We start from the raw sequence: 19064 nt of genomic DNA on the forward strand, positions 1-19064 counted from the left end.
AGAGCTGAATGTTACATCAATTTTCACGTAATGAATTAGCCTTCGGTAAAGAAGGACTTGAAATATTAAAAAATAGTACAGTCGGTATTTTAGGAATTGGCGGCGTAGGGTCATTTTCGGCAGAGGCGTTAGCACGCTCTGGCGTAGGACGTCTCGTATTAGTCGATAAAGACGTTGTAGATATTACAAACGTAAACCGTCAAATTCACGCGTTAGTATCTACTGTAGGACGTTCAAAAGTAGAATTAATGAAAGAGCGTATCGCAGACATTAATCCAGAGTGTGAAGTAATTGGACTAGAAATGTTTTATACTGATGAAACATATGAAGAGTTCTTCAAACATGGATTGGATTTCGTAGTAGATGCATCTGATACGATTACGTTCAAAATTCATTTAATTAAACAGTGCTTACGTCGAAAAATTAAAATTATCTCATGCATGGGTGCAGCAAATAAAATGGACCCAACTCGTTTCCGTATTGCGGACATCTCTAAAACACATACAGATCCAATTGCGAAAGTAATTCGTACGAAGCTTCGTAAAGATGGTATTAAAAAAGGTGTAAAAGTTGTCTTCTCTGACGAAAACCCAATCGTAATTCGTGAAGAAGTACGTAAAGAAATCGTACCAGACGAAAATGCAAAAATTCGTAAAGCGAAATTACCACCTTCATCAAATGCATTCGTACCATCTGTGGCAGGCCTAATTATGGCAAGTCACGTTGTACGTGAACGTATTAAAAACGTTGAAGTGAAGCGTGTAGGGCAAGAATAAAAAGAAAGCATATATCCGTCTAGGGTATATGCTTTTTCTAATTATGTTTTAAAGAATCGCAGATATTTGCAATACTAATAATTCGAATGTAAGTAATCCTAATAAAGAATAATCGTATTTATCCGACTTATAGGCGGAAGTCTTTTTTAAACTCTGAATGGTAAAAAGTCCTAATGTTAGAACGAGAATACCGAGTGTTATTTTGAAGACTACTAATGAAATGGCAATTAGCTCCTTTCAATCGTAATGTTTATAGTAACATTTAAGTTAAATATATCTAATTAACCCTATAAATTTCCTTTTATGACAAATCGACTTGTTTTGTCAATATTTGTTGGTAAATCGATATCTCTTGTCGAATAGTTGATATAATTAAAAAAATCGTTGATATATTGTAAGTTACGATATATATATTTGAAAAATCGTCGATATAATTTCATTTACCAATATATCATTCACAGAAAAAATAAACAGGGATGTCACTTAGTCAAAAAAGTGACATCCCTGTTTTTAATTCTCTGCAGAATAAATAATATCTAAATTTCCATTTTGATCTGTTTTGAAAATGGGAGCGATCTGTTCTTCTTGTTCTTCAACCGAAACGAGTTTTCGAGCACGGTCCATAATTCTAACAAGCATTGCATAATCTTCTTCGATTGCTTGTTGTTTTTTTGAGAGTACCGCTAATTTTGCTTCCAGTTCATGATTCGTTTTTTTCAAAGTCGTGAGCTGAGCTTGTAATACTTCATTTTCAGTTTGTAACTTTGCGAGTGAAGGGTTGGTATGCTCTAAGTTTTGCAAAAACGAGATGACATGTTGCATTGTAAGATCCTGTTTGTTTGGCATAATATCTTCTGAGAACTCGGCATCAATTACGAGTTGTTTCGTTTGCGTGAAATGCTCTTTTTCTATTTTAGCTTCAGAGCGTTTTAATTCTTTACGTTGTTTTTTTGCAAGTTGCACCGCATCTTCGTAATTCGGTCTTACTTCAGCATTCCATCTAAATCCGCAAGCTGCGGAAGTGCGGTTCAATGTATCGCCGACTTCATCGAATGCTTTTATTTGTGTGCTACCGCTGCGAATATGTCGTAAAACAGTTTCTGCTAAAAGGAGATCGTCTTCTTTTGTCCATGCATCTTGACGTGTTTTCATAAGCGAAGCCTCCATAATGGTGACGTTTTCGCTTAGGTTACCCTTTATTTTTCGTTTTATTCGAACTTTGTAATCTTTCATATACAGTAGAAAGTGCTTGCTCAAATTTCCCTGTCGTTTTCGGTTTATAATATTGTTTGTTTTTTATTTTATCAGGTAAGTATTGTTGTTGTACCCATCCATTTGGATGGTCGTGTGGATACAAGTATCCAATGCCTCTTCCAAGTGATTCTGCGCCTTTGTAATGACTATCTTTTAAATGACTTGGAATGTCGCCTGTTTGACCGTTACGTAAATCGTGTAATGCAGTATCAAGTGCTTTGTAAGCTGAGTTTGATTTTGGTGATAAGCAAAGCTCGATAACAGCATTTGCAAGTGGTATGCGTGCCTCCGGGAATCCAACTCGTTCAGCGGATTCTATAGCTGCTAGTGTACGAGGTCCGGCTTGCGGGCTAGCAAGTCCGATATCTTCATATGCCATAATAAGAAGACGTCTACCAATGCTTTGTAAATCACCAGCTTCAATAAGACGTGCTAAATAATGAAGTGCTGCATTTACATCACTTCCGCGCACCGATTTTTGAAATGCCGATAATACGTCATAATGAGCATCTCCACCTTTGTCGTGAACGAAGCTCTTTTTTTGCAAGCATTCTTCTGCAATTTCTAGCGTAATTACCGCAGCTTTTTCGTCCGTTGTAAAGCTAGATAAAACAGCTAGTTCAAGTGCATTATAAGCAGAACGCATATCTCCACCAGATGCATTTGCAAAGTGATGTAATGCTTCCGGCGTAACCGTTACATCATATTCCCCAAGACCTTTTTCTTTATCTTCAAGTGCTCGTTTTAAGCCAATTAAAAGATCATCTTCTGTTAATGCGTGTAATTCGAAGATTTGACAACGACTTCGAATAGCAGAATTAATAGCATGGAACGGATTACTCGTTGTTGCACCGATTAAGGTAAGGAGTCCGCTTTCTAAATGAGGTAATAGAAAATCCTGTTTTGCTTTATCTAGACGGTGTACTTCATCTAAAATTAAAACGAGGTGTCGATGCATCTTTGCTTCTTGTATGACAACTTCCATATCTTTTTTATTATGAGTAACAGCGTTTAATAGGCGAAAAGGGGTTCCAGTACTTCCTGCAATTGCGCTCGCAATGGATGTTTTTCCTGTGCCTGGAGGGCCGTATAAAATCATAGATTGAAAATGATTTGCTTGGACCATTCGCCATAAAATTTTTCCTTCACCAACTAAATGTTGTTGTCCGATAATTTCTTGAATATTTGTAGGGCGCATTCGATGTGCGAGTGGCTGTTTCATTTTTACCGTCTCCCTTAATGTATAATCTCTTTCTATCGTATCATTTTTTTTAGTGGAATTTGAAATAGGATGCTGTTTTGTGGAAAAAATGAATATAAATATTTTCATTTTTCTTTCAATTGTAATAATTTCCGAGTTTTTCAATGTGATTTTATGTTATCATTTTGATACACAAGTTGAAATTTCTTATAATACTATATTATGCTATAATTTCATAGGATTTTAAATTGTGTTCTTTTATAAATAAGATATAACCAATAGAAGTGAAAATTTGAAAAGAGGTGCAAAATAGATGAAGATTTCAACGAAAGGCCGCTACGGCTTAACAATTATGATCGATCTTGCAAAAAAGTTTGGTGAAGGTCCAATTTCCTTAAAATCAATTGCGCAGGCACATGATTTATCGGAACATTACTTAGAGCAATTAATTTCACCACTTCGTAACGCTCGTCTAGTAAAGAGTACGCGCGGGGCATATGGCGGATATGTATTGTCTGATCAGCCAGCTAACATTACAGCTGGGGATGTAATCCGTGTATTAGAGGGTCCGATTAGTGTTGTAGAAATGATAGAAGAAGAGGAACCGGCACAACGCCAATTATGGATGCGTGTTCGTGATGCGGTGCAAGAAGTGTTAGATAGTACAACGTTAGAAGATTTAGTACGTTATGAGGAAGAAAATCACGGGGGCTATATGTTTTACATTTAATTCCTTGTGAAACGATTTGGAAAGAAGGAGATTTAATGGAACGCATTTACTTAGATCATGCTGCGACATCTCCGACTCACCCAGAAGTGGTCGAAAAGATGATTCCATATATGACAGAAACATTCGGAAATCCGTCTAGTATTCACTTTTATGGACGTCAAACGCGCCATGCAGTAGATGAGGCGAGACGCGCGTGTGCACGTAGCATTCATGCGAATCCGAATGAAATTATATTTACGAGCGGTGGTACAGAAGCTGATAATTTAGCACTTATCGGTGTAGCGCGTGCAAACCGTCATAAAGGTAACCATATTATAACGACGCAAATTGAACATCATGCAATTTTGCATACGTGTGAACTGTTAGAGCGTGAAGGGTTTGAAGTGACATATTTACCTGTCGATGAAACAGGACGCGTTCAAGTTTCTGACATAAAAAAGACATTAACAGAAGAGACAATTCTCGTATCTGTTATGTTTGGGAATAATGAAGTTGGGACGATGCAGCCAATTGCGGAAATAGGTAAGTTGTTAAAAGAGCATCAAGCTTATTTCCATACAGATGCGGTACAGGCATACGGTTTAGTAGAAATAGATGTGAAAGAGTTTGGTATTGATTTATTATCAATTTCAGCTCATAAAATTAACGGGCCAAAAGGTGTCGGGTTCCTATACGCTGGTGCAAATGTGAAATTTGAACCGTTATTAATAGGCGGGGAGCAAGAAAGAAAACGCCGTGCTGGTACTGAAAATGTACCGAGTATTGCCGGGCTTCAGCATGCGATTTTGTTAGCTGAAAAAACTCGTGAGCAAAAAAATGCCCAATATGAAGAGTTTAAAGATATAATGGTATCTGTCTTCAAAAATGAAGGCATTACTTTCGAGGTAAACGGAAACTTAGAATATCGCTTACCACATGTGTTTAATATTAGTTTTACAGGAATGAACATTGAACCGTTTCTTGTGAACTTAGATTTAGCTGGCATTGCAGTATCAAGTGGTTCGGCTTGTACAGCTGGTTCGATTGATCCATCACATGTATTAGTAGCGATGTTCGGAAAAGACTCCGATCAAATACGTTCATCCGTACGCTTTAGCTTCGGACTTGGAAATACGAAAGAGCAAATTGAGAAAGCGGCGTACGAAACAGTGAAAATCGTGAAGCGATTAACACAAAATTAGCATGGGAGGTGACATGATGAACAAACTACCTCAAGAAACACGCGTTGTCATCGGGATGTCCGGTGGCGTCGATTCATCTGTAGCAGCTCTTTTATTAAAAGAGCAAGGTTATGATGTAATCGGAATTTTTATGAAAAACTGGGATGATACAGATGAGAATGGTGTCTGCACAGCAACAGAAGATTACAATGATGTAATTGAAGTGTGTAACCAAATTGGCATTCCGTATTATGCAGTAAACTTTGAAAAACAATACTGGGATAAAGTATTTACGTACTTCTTAGATGAGTACCGAGCTGGTCGTACACCAAACCCAGATGTAATGTGTAACAAAGAAATTAAATTTAAAGCATTTTTAGAGCATGCGATTGCGCTTGGTGCTGATTATGTAGCGACAGGTCATTATGCACGCGTTGCTTATATGGACGGCGAATATAAAATGCTTCGCGGCGTTGATGATAATAAAGACCAAACGTATTTCTTGAATCAATTAAGCCAAGAGCAATTATCAAAAACAATGTTCCCATTAGGTGAATTAAAGAAACCGCAAATTCGTGAAATGGCGACAGAAGCTGGTTTAGCGACAGCGGCGAAGAAAGATAGTACTGGTATTTGCTTTATCGGTGAGCGTAACTTTAAAGATTTCTTAAGCAACTATTTACCAGCGCAACCAGGTGTGATGCAAACATTATCTGGTGAAGTGAAAGGAAAACATGACGGTTTAATGTACTATACAATTGGACAACGTCATGGTCTTGGTATTGGTGGTAACGGTGATCCGTGGTTTGCTGTTGGGAAAAACTTGAAAGAAAACATTTTATATGTTGATCAAGGATTCCATAACGAACTTCTATATGGTGATGAAGTTATTGCTACGAATATCGGCTGGGTAAGTAATGAAGCGAAAGAAAAAGAATTTAAGTGCACAGCGAAATTCCGTTATCGTCAAGAAGACAATAAAGTAACGGTTCAAATCGTTGATGAAAATACAGTTCGTATTCTTTGTGATGAGCCAATTCGTGCAATTACACCAGGACAAGCAGTTGTTTTCTATGATGGAGATGAGTGCTTAGGCGGTGCTACAATTGATGAAGTATATCGTAGTGGTAAGAAATTGGATTATTTAGGATAAAATGAGAAGCCTCTGCCGATTAGCGGTTAGAGGTTTCTTTTACATAAAGCGAATTTTCGTTCGCTTGGAAAATACATTCTTTGTTATAATTTGTTGTAGAGGTGAAGGACATGTCAAACAAACTTGAAACAGGTATTCAATATATGCAAGAAGGAAACTGGGAAGAAGCTGCTAAAAATTTCACAGAAGCAATCGAAGAAAATCCGAAAGATGCGCTTGGATACATTAATTTTGCGAACTTATTAGATGTACTAGGTGATAGTGAAAGAGCAATTTTATTTTATAAACGTGCAGTAGAATTAGATGATAAATCTGCAGCTGCTTATTATGGATTAGGAAATGTATATTACGGTCAAGAGCAATTTGCAGAGGCAAAGGCTGTATTTGAACAAGCGATGCAAGCGGGATTACAATCAGCTGATGTAACATTTATGTTAGGTATTACACATGTGCAGCTTGGAAATGATCGTCTTGCACTTCCATTTTTACAAAGAGCAACAGAATTAGATGAAAACGATGTAGAAGCTGTGTTCCAGTGCGGACTTTGCTTTGCACGTTTAGAACATATTCAAGAGGCGAAACCTTATTTTGAAAAGGTATTAGAAATGGATGAAGAGCATGCAGATGCGTATTATAATTTAGGTGTTGCGTACGTATTTGAAGAAAATAACGAGAAGGCTCTTACTTTATTTAAGAAAGCAACTGAAATTCAGCCAGATCACTTTTTAGCTGGTAATGGTGTTCGTTTATTGGAGCAAGAAGCTGAATAAGATGAAAATATAGTTTAATGGGTAGTTATCCCTCATCTAAATAGGTGGGGGATGTACTGCTCATTAAAGTGAAACGAACCGGAAAGGAGAGGAAAGATGGGAAATCAACATGCAATGGATTTGTTTGAGGAAGATAAAAAGTTTATAAAAGCGCAAGTTCTTCATACCATTTTCCACAACGAAGAAAACCTCTATTCCGTTGTCAGTATGAAAGTCATTGAGACGAATGAAACGTACGACGAAAAAAAAGTGATGATAAACGGTCATTTTCCCCGCATGCATGAAGATGAAGTGTTTACATTGACAGGGCATTTTAAAGACCATCCGAAGTATGGGAAACAATATTTAGTTGAAACATTTAAGAAAGAGTTACCGCAAACAAAAGCTGGTATGGTGCAATATTTAGCGAGTGATTTATTTAAAGGGATAGGAAAGCGTACAGCTGAAAAAATTGTGGATCATCTTGGGGAACATGCCATCTCTAAAATTATGGATGATCCGGATGCGTTAAATGGTGTTGTCAATAAGCAAAAAGCTCAAGAAATATATGAGACAATTGTTGAACATCAAGGACTAGAGAAAGTAATGAGTTTTTTAAATGGTTACGGTTTTGGAACGAAGCTTTCTATTAAGATTTACCAGCAATATAAAGAGATGACATTAGAAGTGATTCGTAATAATCCGTATAAGCTTATTGAAGAAGTGGACGGGATTGGATTTGGAAGAGCGGATGATATAGGACGTGCGTTAGGTATATCGGGTAATCATAATGACCGTGTACGTGCGGGTTGTTTTTATACGTTAGAGAATGTTTCATTGCAACTTGGTCATGTTTATATGGGGAAAAATCAACTTGTAAGAGAAACGATGTCACTTTTAAATAATCAAGAAGGAAGAGTGACCGAGGAAGACATTGTAGCTTGCGTTGAAATGATGCAAAGTGAAGGGAAAGTTATCATAGAAGAAGAACGAGTGTATTTAGCATCGTTATTCTACTCTGAAAAAGGTGTTGTAAAGTCTATTCGCAGGCTTATGAATCAGGAGGAAACACCTTCATTTCCTGAAGCAGAAGTGTTAAAGACGTTAGGTCAAATTGAAGAACAACTGAATGTACAGTATGCACCGTTTCAGCAAGAAGCGATTCAAACGGCACTTCATAAACCGATGATGTTATTGACAGGTGGACCAGGAACAGGGAAAACAACAGTTATTAAAGGAATTGTTGAAATGTATGCGTCACTTCACGGCCTATCGTTAAATCCGAATGAATACAGTGACGATAATCCATTTCCGATATTATTAACGGCCCCAACAGGAAGAGCAGCGAAGCGAATGAGTGAATCAACAGGGCTTCCAGCTTGTACAATTCACCGTTTACTTGGCTGGACCCCAGAAGGGTCTTTCCAGCGTAATGAAACGGATCCGGTACAAGGGAAATTGCTTATTATTGATGAATTTTCAATGGTTGATATTTGGCTTGCAAATCAGCTGTTTAAATCATTGCCGACTAACATTCAAGTTATCGTTGTAGGTGATGAAGATCAATTACCATCTGTAGGACCTGGACAAGTGTTGAAAGATTTATTGAATGCAGGTGCAGTTCCAACAGTGAAGCTTACTGAAATTTATCGTCAAGCGGAAGGCTCATCTGTTATTCAACTTGCCCATGCGATAAAAAATGGAACGCTCCCACCAGATTTAGCGCAAAATCAAAAAGATCGTTCATTTATCGGCTGTACAGGAGCTCAAATTGTTGAGGTTGTTAAGAAGGTTTGTGAAAATGCTAAGACAAAAGGGTTTAGCGCAAGAGATGTACAAGTACTGGCCCCGATGTATCGTGGCCCTGCCGGTATTAATGTACTAAACGAAGCGTTGCAAGAAGTGTTTAATCCGAAAAGGGAAAAGAGTAAAGAAATTGCTTACGGTGATGTTGTATACCGAAGAGGCGATAAAGTACTGCAACTCGTTAATCAACCGGAGAGCCAAGTGTTTAATGGTGATATCGGAGAAATTGTTTCGGTGTTTTATGCGAAAGAGAACGTTGAACAACAAGATATGATTATCGTTTCATTTGATGGAATTGAGGTAACGTATACAAAGCCAGACTTAAATCAAATTACACATGCCTATTGCTGCTCGATTCATAAATCGCAAGGTAGTGAGTTTCCGATTGTGATTATGCCGATAGTGAAAAGTTACAATCGTATGTTACGTCGTAATTTAATTTACACTGGTATTACAAGAAGTAAAAAGTTCCTCATTATTTGCGGTGAGGAAGCAGCTTTCCAATCTGGTGTAAATCGCCTTGATGATGCAATGCGTCAAACGACTTTAGCGAATCGTTTGCAAGAATCACAAGGAGAAGTACAGATGGTGACAGTTAATGGCGAAGAAATGGACGTGGAAAACATTTCACCGTATGATTTCATGTAACAAGGTGAAATTATATAGTGAAACTTTCAAACGTATAACGTTGAAAGGCTCCAGCAATGTATAAATGAATGCGGTTTGGACATAATGGCGAATAGAATCTGGGAGACTGTAAGGAGATGAAAGCCATATGTTCATTTGTCCAAATTGCAAAGGGAAAGACATTGGAAAAATAGGTGTCAACCAATTTTATTGCTGGAATTGTTATATCGAATTATCGGTTTCAAAAGGGAAAATCCATACGCATCAAGTAGAGGAAGATGGTTCATTAAGCTCTCTTGATGATTTATTTGATGAGAACGAAAGAACAATCGGATAACGAAAAGGGGGATTTACTTTGAATCTACGCAATTCATTAATCGCATTAGGTGTTGGAGCGGCAGCATATCAATATGCTCGCAAGCAAGATGTATTTTCAAAACGCAATATGAAAAAAGCACGTAAGATGATTAAATCTTATTTATAAGCGCAAAAAACTCCCTTCATGATAAGGGAGTTTTTTTATGCACTTGTATGTAAATATAAAAGTCCAATTTCAGAGAAGAGATAAGATAGGCCGTAACATCCAACGCCAAGCATTCCGTAATGAAATAACTGCTTCGCCCTTTCTTTTCGCGAGGAACGAATAAAGAAACCTTTCCAAATCCCAAACCCGATACAAACCCATTCAAGAATCATAAAAAGTGCTGATAATACGAGCATAAATAAAACCATTATTAGCCCTCCTGATTATATTGTTTCATGCTGCATTCTCAGGGGTGGTTGTCCTTGTTATGTTATGTATATGTATGTCTTTACAAAACAGTATGGTCTGCACGAAAAGATTTTAAAACTTTTGCACATAACCTACCCTGTTTATTTTCAAAATAAAGGTGGAGGAGGTTTTTCGTGTGAAGAATCTTAAAATCATTTGGATATATCGTTTAGGGTTATTGTTACTTGTATTTCTTTGTTTACTTGTCTTTTTAAAAATTAAGCCGCTATGGGCACCGATTATTTTTGTATTTAAAGTGGCAATTACACCGTTTCTTATTGCATGCTTTATTGCGTATTTATTACATCCTTTAATTGAAAAAATTCATAAAGAAGGGATGCCACGTACACTTGCTATCTTGCTTATTTACATCCTTTTCTTTGGCGGAATTGGTTATGGGATTTATAAAGGAACGCCAGTTGTTATTAAACAGTTACAAGAGATTAATGAACAATTTCCGCAGTTTACAAAAATGTATGATTCTTGGATGGATGGCGTCACAGAACAAACAGCAAATTTCCCATCATTTATTCATGAAAAGGTGAAACAAATTTTTGTTGGTGTAGAAACGAAGATACAATCACTTTTAAATAAAGTGATGAGTACGGCTCGTGGCGTACTGGATTCGTTGCTTATTATTTTCTTAATACCGTTCATTGTATTTTACATATTAAAAGATTACGGTGAATTTTATCACATCTTTTGGAAACTAGTCCCAAGTAAGTGGCGTAGTACAGGGCAAATGCTGGCGAAAGAAATTGATAAGTCACTCGGAAGTTATATTCGAGGACAGTTGTTTGTTTGCTTAGTATTAGGGGGAGTATCTGTTCTTTCCTTTTGGTTTATCGGTATGAAATATCCACTATTACTCGGCATTATTATTGGGGTAACGGATATAATCCCGTACTTCGGTCCTATTTTAGGGGCGATTCCGACATTGATGATTGCGGCAACGGTATCAACGAGTTTACTCATTAAGGCGGGAATTACGATTGCTATTTTGCAGTTTTTAGAAAGTAACATTTTATCACCTTACATCGTTGGTAAGTCACTTCGTATGCATCCTGTTATTATTATGCTTGCATTACTAGTTGGAGGAGAGATAGCTGGGATTGTAGGATTACTAATATCAGTTCCAATTTTAGCGGTTATTCGTACAGTGATTGTTCATGTAAGACCTCTTTGGAAAAAAGAAGATGTGTAATATGAAAGCCCTCAACTTATAAAAGTAGAGGGCTTTCATTATGTAGAGAGTTGCTCGTGTATTTGTTGAACGAGAGAGCTTACATCATTTGTTTGAATATGCTTTATTTTTTTCCATTCATTATCGTACATAAATATAATTTGATTGCTGAAAAGCCGCTTTTGCTCTTTTAGATTAGAAATGTTTGCAAAAGAGTACTCTTCAAATATTGGGTTCTTACTTACATCTGGTCCATAAAAGAAGAGCCGTTTGTTCGTTAAAATTAACAGTCCTGGTCTTGCAACGGAACGATAAATAAATATATCTAATGAACATGCAGTGTAAAATAATATCGTTTCGTCAGTCGTTAATATGTTTTTAGCCTTGTTCAATAAAGTTGTCATTTTGCTCACTCCTTTATTATTGATAATTTAATTATAACAAAAAAAATATTCTGAAAAAAATATAGAGGTAGTACAATTTATTAATAAATGCATAATATATTGAAAGGCTGTTAAGAATGAATAGTAGAATAACTATGGTTAATGCAATATAAATGATTATCTACATTGACAAACTTAAGAGAATTCTATTATATTTAGTCATATAATACATTAAATCAATGACGGAAAAAGTACGTTACAGTCCATTTATAGAGAGAAGCTTCCATATGGCTGAAAGAAGCTTTAAATGAAGGGTAACAGAAAGCTAATCCTGAGAGCAGCTAATCACTGCCGTCTTGCCACGTTACGGCACCATGAGGTGATGAATTGATTGTTATAATAATCAATTCATAATTAGGGTGGTATCGCGAGTTAACTCTCGTCCCTTTTATAGGGGCGGGAGTTTTTTATATTTAAGGAGGAAAATACAATGAAACAACTAACAGGCGCACAAATTCGTCAAATGTTTTTAGACTTTTTCCAAGAAAAAGGACATGCAGTAGAACCTAGTGCATCACTAGTTCCGCATGAAGATCCATCTCTGTTATGGATTAACAGTGGTGTAGCGACATTAAAAAAATATTTTGATGGACGTGTAATCCCGCAAAATCCACGTATTACAAATGCCCAAAAATCAATTCGTACAAACGATATTGAAAATGTAGGGAAAACAGCTCGTCACCATACATTCTTTGAAATGTTAGGAAACTTCTCAATCGGTGATTACTTTAAAGAAGAAGCAATTACTTGGGCTTGGGAATTCTTAACGAGCGACAAATGGATCGGATTCGATAAAGAATTACTATCAGTTACAATCCATCCAGAAGATGAAGAAGCATTCACAATTTGGAATGAAAAAATGGGTGTTCCAAAAGAGCGCATCATCCGTTTAGAAGAAAACTTCTGGGATATCGGTGAAGGACCAAGCGGACCGAATACAGAGATTTTCTATGACCGCGGAGAAGCTTATGGTAATGACTTTAGTGACCCAGAATTATATCCAGGCGGAGAAAACGAGCGTTACTTAGAAGTATGGAACCTTGTATTCTCTCAATTTAACCATAATCCAGACGGTTCATATACACCGCTTCCTAAGAAAAACATCGATACAGGGATGGGTCTAGAGCGTATGACATCTATCGTTCAAGATGTACCTACAAACTTTGATACAGACTTATTCATGCCGATGATTGGCGCAACAGAATCAATTTCTGGTGAGAAGTATCGTAATGGTGACTTAGAAAAAGATATGGCGTTTAAAGTAATTGCTGACCATATCCGTACAGTAACATTTGCTGTAGGTGACGGTGCTCTTCCATCTAACGAAGGCCGTGGTTATGTATTACGTCGTTTATTACGCCGCGCGGTTCGTTATTCGAAAAAATTAAACATCAACCGTCCATTCATGTTTGAATTAGTGCCGGTTGTTGGAGAGGTAATGAAAGACTTCTACCCAGAAGTACTTGAAAAGAAAGATTTCATAGCAAAAGTTGTGAAAAATGAAGAAGAGCGTTTCCATGAAACACTTCATGATGGGGAAGCAATTTTAGCTGAAGTTATCACAAAAGCAAAAGAAGAAAAAACAACTGTTATTTCTGGAGTAGATGCGTTCCGTCTATATGACACATATGGTTTCCCGATTGAATTAACAGAAGAATATGCAGAAGAAGCTGGTATGACAGTTGATCAGGAAGGCTTTGAAAGTGAAATGGAAAAACAACGTGAGCGCGCACGTGCTGCTCGTCAAGACGTTGATTCTATGCAAGTTCAAGGCGGTGTCCTTGGAGAAGTGAAAGTAGCGAGCGAGTTCGTTGGTTACGGTACAGTTGCAACAGAAAGTAACGTTGTTGCACTTGTGAAAAACGGCGAATACACAGATAGCTTACAAGCTGGTGAAGAAGGGCAATTAATGCTTGATGTAACACCATTCTATGCTGAGAGCGGTGGGCAAATTGCAGACCGTGGTTACCTTCTTGCTGACGGCGTGAAAGTACTTGTAAAAGACGTACAAAAAGCACCAAATGGTCAAAACTTACACAAAGTTGTTGTTGAAGAAGGTACATTAACGAAAGATGCGGCTGTGAAAGCTATTATCGACACGAAAAACCGTAGTAGCGTTGTGAAAAACCATACAGCAACTCACTTACTACACCAAGCATTAAAAGACGTACTTGGAACGCATGTTAACCAAGCAGGTTCTCTTGTAACTTCTGAACGTTTACGCTTTGATTTCTCTCACTTCGGTCAAGTACAAGCTGACGAATTAGAAAAAATTGAGCGTATCGTAAACGAGAAAATTTGGGAAAGTATTGATGTTGAGATTTCTCAAAAAGCAATTGAAAAAGCGAAAGAAATGGGCGCAATGGCATTATTCGGTGAAAAATACGGTGATGTTGTACGCGTTGTACAAGTAGGCGATTATAGCTTAGAGCTTTGCGGTGGTTGTCACGTTGATAACACAGCTTCAATTGGTATTTTCAAAATCGTTGCTGAGTCTGGTATCGGTGCAGGAACGCGTCGTATTGAAGCAGTAACTGGTAAATCTGCATACGAATTAATGAACGATCAAGTAGGTTTATTAAAAGAAGCAGCAGGAAAAATGAAAACAAACCCGAAAGATATTTTAACAAGAGTGGATGGTTTATTTGCTGAAGTAAAACAACTTCAAAAAGAAAACGAATCTCTTGCTGCAAAATTAAGCAATATTGAAGCTGGAAACTTAACTGATTCAGTAATGACAGTTGATGGCGTAAACGTATTAGCAGCGAAGGTAAACGTTGCAGATATGAACAACTTACGTACGATGATGGATGACCTGAAAAATAAATTAGAGTCTGCAGTTGTCGTATTAGCGTCTGTAAATGATGATAAAGTAAACATCTTAGCTGGCGTAACGAAAGATTTAATTAGCCAAGGTTACCATGCTGGTAAACTTGTGAAAGAAGTAGCTTCTCGTTGTGGCGGCGGTGGTGGTGGCCGTCCTGACATGGCTCAAGCAGGCGGTAAAAACCCAGCGCAAGTTGAGGAAGCTTTAGCATTTGTACAAGAGTACGTTAAATCTGTTTCAAAATAAAGAGATAGTAGTGTACAATGGTAGGGAGAGGAGAAGTTCTTCTCCCTATACTTACTATATAAGTGAGGTGCTTGAAATGGACGGTTTTGATAAAACAATGAAGTTTAGCATTCAAGATGAAAAACAGAGTGTCCATGTAAATGATGTACTTTTAACTGTGTATGATGCACTTCAAGAAAAAGGCTATAATCCGATTAACCAAATCGTCGGTTATTTATTAAGTGGAGACCCAGCATACATACCTCGCCATAAAGATGCACGAAGCATTATTCGCAAGCTTGAACGTGATGAGTTAATTGAAGAGCTTGTGAAATCGTACTTGAAACATCATCGTGAGGAGTAGTTTATGCGGATATTAGGTTTAGATGTAGGTACAAAAACAGTCGGAGTTGCAATGAGCGACGAAATGGGCTGGACAGCGCAAGGGCTGGAAACAATCAGGATTAACGAAGAACGAGGTCACTTTGGTTTTGATCGTATTTCTGAGTTAGTAAAGCAGTACAATGTGGACAAAATAGTAGTAGGTTTACCTAAAAATATGAATGGTACAATTGGCCCACGTGGTGAAGCGTGCCAGCAATTTGCAGAAAACCTGCGAAATCTGTTACAATTAGAAGTTGTAATGTGGGACGAGCGTTTGTCAACGATGGCAGCGGAACGTCTGCTCATTTCAGCTGATGTGAGTCGTAAGAAGCGAAAACAGGTAATTGATAAGATGGCTGCAGTCGTAATCTTACAAGGATTTTTAGATAGTAAATAAGAGGTGACCAAAATGGAAGAAAATCAAATTACAATTGTAGACGAAAAAGGTAACGAACATTTATGTGAAATTATTTTCACTTTTGATGCTGAAAAATTTGGCAAAAAATCATACGTAGTCTTCTCTCCAATCGGTGAAGTAGACGAAGATGGAGACCAAATTTATGATGCAATGGCTTATGAGCAAAATGAAGAAGAGGGCGGAAGTTTACTTCCAATCGAATCTGAAGAAGAGTGGGAAATGGTACAAGAAATGTTCAACACTCTAGCTGATGAGCAAGAAGCTGAATAATAAGTACTGAAAAGGTGGACGACATATAGTCCACCTTTTTTTATATGTAAAATGAAAGATTTTTTGTCGAAACCGTGTAATCCTTTGTAGTATAATGAGACGGATTGTAGAAAAATAAAATGTCTATCTAAAAAAAAGATAAATAAATTTATTGTGTTTTTATATCGTGTTGTATAGAAAGATATACATACGGTCTACAATTTAATTAAGGAGGAAGAGTGTTGATAGAGAATCAAGTGAAAAAAAAGCGTAGACGTCTTTTTTTATTTTCGATTATTGCACTGCTTTTAGTTTGTGGTTCAGTCTATGCGTATATTTCATCCGCATTAGGACCAGTTGATAGCGGGAATAAAAAAGAGATTGAAGTAGAAATTCCAAAAGGATCATCTACTAGTAAAATTGGTGAGATTTTAGAAGAAAAAGGTGCTGTGAAAAACGGTACAGTTTTTAGTTTTTATACAAAGGCTAAATCTAAAAATTTACAAGCGGGTACATATTTATTAAATCCTTCAATGAGTGCCTCAGATGTTATTGAACAAATGTCATCTGGTAATGTACATCGTCCAGCTCTTTATAAAGTGACGATAAAAGAAGGTGCACAAGTAACTGAAATTGCAGAAACGGTTGCAAACGAATTAAAGTGGAATAAAGATGATGTCGTACGTCAATTAAACGATAAAGCATTTATTCAAAAAATGCAGCAAAAGTATCCGAAGTTGTTAACGGATAAAATCTTTGATAGCAATATTAAATATCCATTAGAAGGTTATTTATATCCTGCGACGTACTCTTTCTATAAAAAAGATACGACGTTAGAAGAAATTGTAATTCCAATGCTTGAGAAAACGAATGCAATCATTGTTCAAAACGAGGCAAAAATGAAAGCGAAAAACTGGGATGTTCATCAGCTTTTAACATTGTCTTCACTTATTGAAGAAGAGGCAACAGGCTTTACAGATCGTCAAAAAATCTCTAGTGTCTTTTATAATCGTTTGGAAAAAGGTATGCCCCTGCAAACTGATCCAACGGTATTATATGCACTTGGAAAGCATAAACAACGTGTATTATACGAAGATTTAAAGGTAAACTCACCGTACAATACGTATGTTGTGAAAGGATTGCCGGTTGGTCCGATCGCAAACTCTGGTAAACATTCAGTGGAAGCGGCGTTAGAGCCTGCACAAACAGATTATTATTATTTCTTAGCTGCACCAACTGGTGAAGTGTACTATGCGAAAACATTGGAAGAGCATAATGCATTAAAGCAAAAATATATTACGAAAAAACAGTGAAATGGGGAGGGATAGCGAAAAATGTCGCACATCCCTCTTTTTTGTGGTAAAATATATCGGGTTAAAAACTGGCAGAAGAATCGTTTTTAATATCAAAACGGGACGTACAAGCTAAGGATGAAGCTGGCTTGTATTTTTATTGCATTCTATGTGTGAAAAGACGTCATAGAGGCACTTCTCCATGTAAATAAGGAGGACCATTATGGAGGATGCAGTTAACGAGTACCTATTATCATTTATTGATCCGAAAGATAAATTAATTCTTGAAATGGAAGATTATGCAAAAGAAAATCATGTGCCGATTATGGATCGACTTGGAATGGAATTTATGTTGCAATTTTTACGTTTAATTGGACCAAAAAGCATTTTAGAGCTTGGTACAGCAATTGGTTATTCTAGTATTCGTATGATGCAAGCTATTCCAAATTCTCGTATTGTGACAGTTGAACGCAATCGCGAGCGATATGAAAAAGCACTTGAATATATAGAACGTTCATCAGTTAAAGAGCGTATTTCTGTTATTTACGGTGATGCGTTAGAAACAGGTGAGCAAGTAGAAGAACATGGAACGTTTGACGTTATTTTTATTGATGCAGCAAAAGGACAATATCGTCGCTTTTTTGACTTATATGAACCGTTATTAAACCCTGGTGGCGTAATTATTTCAGATAATGTTATGTACCATGGCCTTGTAACGACAAAAGAGAAAATTGAAAACAGACGTACACGTGGTTTAATCCGTCGTATTAAGACGTACAATGAATGGCTTATGAACCATGAAGGATATGATACAACGATTTTCCCAATTGGTGATGGAGTAGCTGTTAGTAAAAAGAGAGGGTGACCAAGGTATGAAGAAACCTGAATTGTTAGTAACGCCAAAAGCAGTAGTGGATATCGAACCTCTTGCGAAAGCAGGAGCAGATGCGGTAATGATCGGTGAGCAAAAGTTCGGTTTACGTTTAGCAGGGGAATTTTCACGTGAAGATGTGAAACAAGCTGTGAAGATTGCGCATGAAAATGGTGTGAAAGTATACGTAGCAATGAACGCTATGTTCCACAATGATAAAGTAGACGAATTAACAGATTATGTTGCATTTTTAAACGAAGTAAGTGTAGATGCAATTGTTTTCGGAGACCCAGCAGTATTAATGGCGGTCCGAGAGGTAGCGCCAAATATGCAATTGCACTGGAATACAGAAACAACAGCAACAAACTGGTTTACTTGTAACTACTGGGGACAAAGAGGAGCAAAACGCGCTGTATTAGCTCGTGAGCTTAGCTTAGATGAGATTGTTGAATTAAAAGAAAATGCTGAAGTGGAACTTGAAGTACAAATTCACGGTATGACTTGTATGTTCCAATCGAAGCGTTCCTTAGTAGGAAACTACTTTGAGTATCAAGGACGTAATCTTGACATTGAAAAGAAAAAATATGAAGAGAATATGTTCTTATATGACCCAGAGCGTAACAATAAATATCCAATTTATGAAGATGAAAATGGTACTCACATTATGAGTCCAAACGATATTTGTTTCATCGATGAGTTAGAAGAACTAATTGACGCTGAAGTCGCTAGCTTAAAAGTTGATGGTGTACTAAAAAGCTCTGCATACATTATTGAGGTAACGAAGAAATATCGTAAAGCAATTGATTTATGTGTAGAAGATCGTGATGCGTATTATGACGTGAAAGACGATTTATATAAAGAGATAGAAGAAATGCAACCAGTAAATCGTCCGTTAGATACAGGATTCTTCTTTAAAGAGACGGTTTACTAAACGAGGAGGGTGT

At 37.1% G+C, this 19064-nt stretch carries 20 protein-coding genes and 1 other annotated feature; of the genes, 16 read left to right on the plus strand and 4 right to left on the minus strand.

Annotated elements, in window-relative coordinates; translation table 11 throughout:
- Positions 1 to 8: 8 nt before the first annotated feature.
- Positions 9 to 776 carry a tRNA threonylcarbamoyladenosine dehydratase gene (locus ABH961_RS10425; protein WP_000903181.1) on the plus strand — a complete coding sequence of 256 codons (768 nt, stop codon included), beginning with the start codon at positions 9 to 11 and terminating at the stop codon, positions 774 to 776.
- A gap of 510 nt (positions 777 to 1286) precedes the next feature.
- Here ABH961_RS10425 and ABH961_RS10430 read toward each other — a convergent pair.
- Both ABH961_RS10430 and ABH961_RS10435 read right to left on the minus strand, forming a co-directional pair.
- Positions 1287 to 1928, minus strand: a complete 642-nt coding sequence (locus ABH961_RS10430) for an RsfA family transcriptional regulator (protein WP_048541421.1) — start codon at positions 1926 to 1928, stop codon at positions 1287 to 1289.
- Between the two features lie 37 nt (positions 1929 to 1965).
- The gene (locus ABH961_RS10435) at positions 1966 to 3252 is read right to left on the minus strand and encodes a replication-associated recombination protein A (RefSeq protein WP_098847181.1); all 1287 of its coding nucleotides are present in this window, start codon (positions 3250 to 3252) and stop codon (positions 1966 to 1968) included.
- A gap of 292 nt (positions 3253 to 3544) precedes the next feature.
- Here ABH961_RS10435 and cymR point away from each other — a divergent pair, with 292 nt between their 5' ends.
- The 7 genes from cymR to ABH961_RS10470 all read left to right on the plus strand — a co-directional run bounded on the left by cymR (position 3545) and on the right by ABH961_RS10470 (position 9940).
- Positions 3545 to 3961, plus strand: coding sequence for a cysteine metabolism transcriptional regulator CymR (gene cymR / locus ABH961_RS10440; RefSeq protein WP_000704116.1), 417 nt, complete (start codon positions 3545 to 3547; stop codon positions 3959 to 3961).
- 35 nt (positions 3962 to 3996) lie between these two features.
- The gene (locus ABH961_RS10445; RefSeq protein WP_404519374.1) at positions 3997 to 5142 is read left to right on the plus strand and encodes a cysteine desulfurase family protein; all 1146 of its coding nucleotides are present in this window, start codon (positions 3997 to 3999) and stop codon (positions 5140 to 5142) included.
- Between the two features lie 16 nt (positions 5143 to 5158).
- The gene (gene mnmA, locus ABH961_RS10450; protein WP_001038022.1) at positions 5159 to 6274 is read left to right on the plus strand and encodes a tRNA 2-thiouridine(34) synthase MnmA; all 1116 of its coding nucleotides are present in this window, start codon (positions 5159 to 5161) and stop codon (positions 6272 to 6274) included.
- 110 nt (positions 6275 to 6384) lie between these two features.
- A complete protein-coding gene (locus tag ABH961_RS10455; protein ID WP_098079989.1) occupies positions 6385 to 7044 on the plus strand; it encodes a tetratricopeptide repeat protein in 660 nt (219 codons plus the stop codon).
- A gap of 96 nt (positions 7045 to 7140) precedes the next feature.
- Complete coding sequence (gene recD2, locus ABH961_RS10460) at positions 7141 to 9477, plus strand: SF1B family DNA helicase RecD2 (protein ID WP_048541427.1); 2337 nt, start codon at positions 7141 to 7143, stop codon at positions 9475 to 9477.
- A 127-nt stretch (positions 9478 to 9604) separates the two neighbouring features.
- Positions 9605 to 9793: a hypothetical protein gene (locus ABH961_RS10465; protein WP_000469281.1), complete on the plus strand. Its 189-nt coding sequence runs from the start codon at positions 9605 to 9607 to the stop codon at positions 9791 to 9793.
- A gap of 18 nt (positions 9794 to 9811) precedes the next feature.
- Entirely contained in the window at positions 9812 to 9940 is a 129-nt protein-coding gene (locus ABH961_RS10470; RefSeq protein WP_001053553.1) for a YrzQ family protein, read from the plus strand.
- A 35-nt stretch (positions 9941 to 9975) separates the two neighbouring features.
- Here the strand turns inward: ABH961_RS10470 and ABH961_RS10475 are convergent, their stop codons facing one another.
- A complete protein-coding gene (locus ABH961_RS10475; RefSeq protein ID WP_000242555.1) occupies positions 9976 to 10188 on the minus strand; it encodes a hypothetical protein in 213 nt (70 codons plus the stop codon).
- A gap of 176 nt (positions 10189 to 10364) precedes the next feature.
- On the opposite strand from ABH961_RS10475, the gene ABH961_RS10480 reads away from it, so the two are divergent.
- A complete protein-coding gene (locus ABH961_RS10480) occupies positions 10365 to 11432 on the plus strand; it encodes an AI-2E family transporter (RefSeq protein WP_048541428.1) in 1068 nt (355 codons plus the stop codon).
- A 38-nt stretch (positions 11433 to 11470) separates the two neighbouring features.
- On the opposite strand, the gene ABH961_RS10485 is transcribed toward ABH961_RS10480, so the two are convergent.
- Positions 11471 to 11815 (minus strand): PH domain-containing protein, encoded by a 345-nt coding sequence (locus ABH961_RS10485; RefSeq protein ID WP_048541430.1) that lies wholly within the window; start codon positions 11813 to 11815, stop codon positions 11471 to 11473.
- Between the two features lie 209 nt (positions 11816 to 12024).
- Positions 12025 to 12244: a binding site (T-box leader), on the plus strand.
- Between the two features lie 40 nt (positions 12245 to 12284).
- Here ABH961_RS10485 and alaS point away from each other — a divergent pair.
- The 7 genes from alaS to ABH961_RS10520 all read left to right on the plus strand — a co-directional run bounded on the left by alaS (position 12285) and on the right by ABH961_RS10520 (position 19051).
- Complete coding sequence (gene alaS, locus ABH961_RS10490; RefSeq protein ID WP_404519376.1) at positions 12285 to 14927, plus strand: alanine--tRNA ligase; 2643 nt, start codon at positions 12285 to 12287, stop codon at positions 14925 to 14927.
- A gap of 76 nt (positions 14928 to 15003) precedes the next feature.
- Complete coding sequence (locus tag ABH961_RS10495; RefSeq protein ID WP_000348590.1) at positions 15004 to 15270, plus strand: IreB family regulatory phosphoprotein; 267 nt, start codon at positions 15004 to 15006, stop codon at positions 15268 to 15270.
- A 3-nt stretch (positions 15271 to 15273) separates the two neighbouring features.
- The gene (gene ruvX / locus ABH961_RS10500; RefSeq protein WP_001221204.1) at positions 15274 to 15687 is read left to right on the plus strand and encodes a Holliday junction resolvase RuvX; all 414 of its coding nucleotides are present in this window, start codon (positions 15274 to 15276) and stop codon (positions 15685 to 15687) included.
- A 12-nt stretch (positions 15688 to 15699) separates the two neighbouring features.
- A complete protein-coding gene (locus tag ABH961_RS10505) occupies positions 15700 to 15978 on the plus strand; it encodes a DUF1292 domain-containing protein (protein WP_000392246.1) in 279 nt (92 codons plus the stop codon).
- Between the two features lie 221 nt (positions 15979 to 16199).
- A complete protein-coding gene (mltG, locus tag ABH961_RS10510) occupies positions 16200 to 17270 on the plus strand; it encodes an endolytic transglycosylase MltG (RefSeq protein WP_087985288.1) in 1071 nt (356 codons plus the stop codon).
- A 202-nt stretch (positions 17271 to 17472) separates the two neighbouring features.
- Entirely contained in the window at positions 17473 to 18114 is a 642-nt protein-coding gene (locus ABH961_RS10515) for an O-methyltransferase (protein WP_046956307.1), read from the plus strand.
- A 7-nt stretch (positions 18115 to 18121) separates the two neighbouring features.
- A complete protein-coding gene (locus tag ABH961_RS10520) occupies positions 18122 to 19051 on the plus strand; it encodes a peptidase U32 family protein (protein WP_000742789.1) in 930 nt (309 codons plus the stop codon).
- Positions 19052 to 19064 lie beyond the last annotated feature (13 nt).

Origin of the sequence: Bacillus sp. RC251, assembly GCF_044908765.1 — a bacterium.
GTDB lineage: Bacteria > Bacillota > Bacilli > Bacillales > Bacillaceae_G > Bacillus_A > Bacillus_A wiedmannii.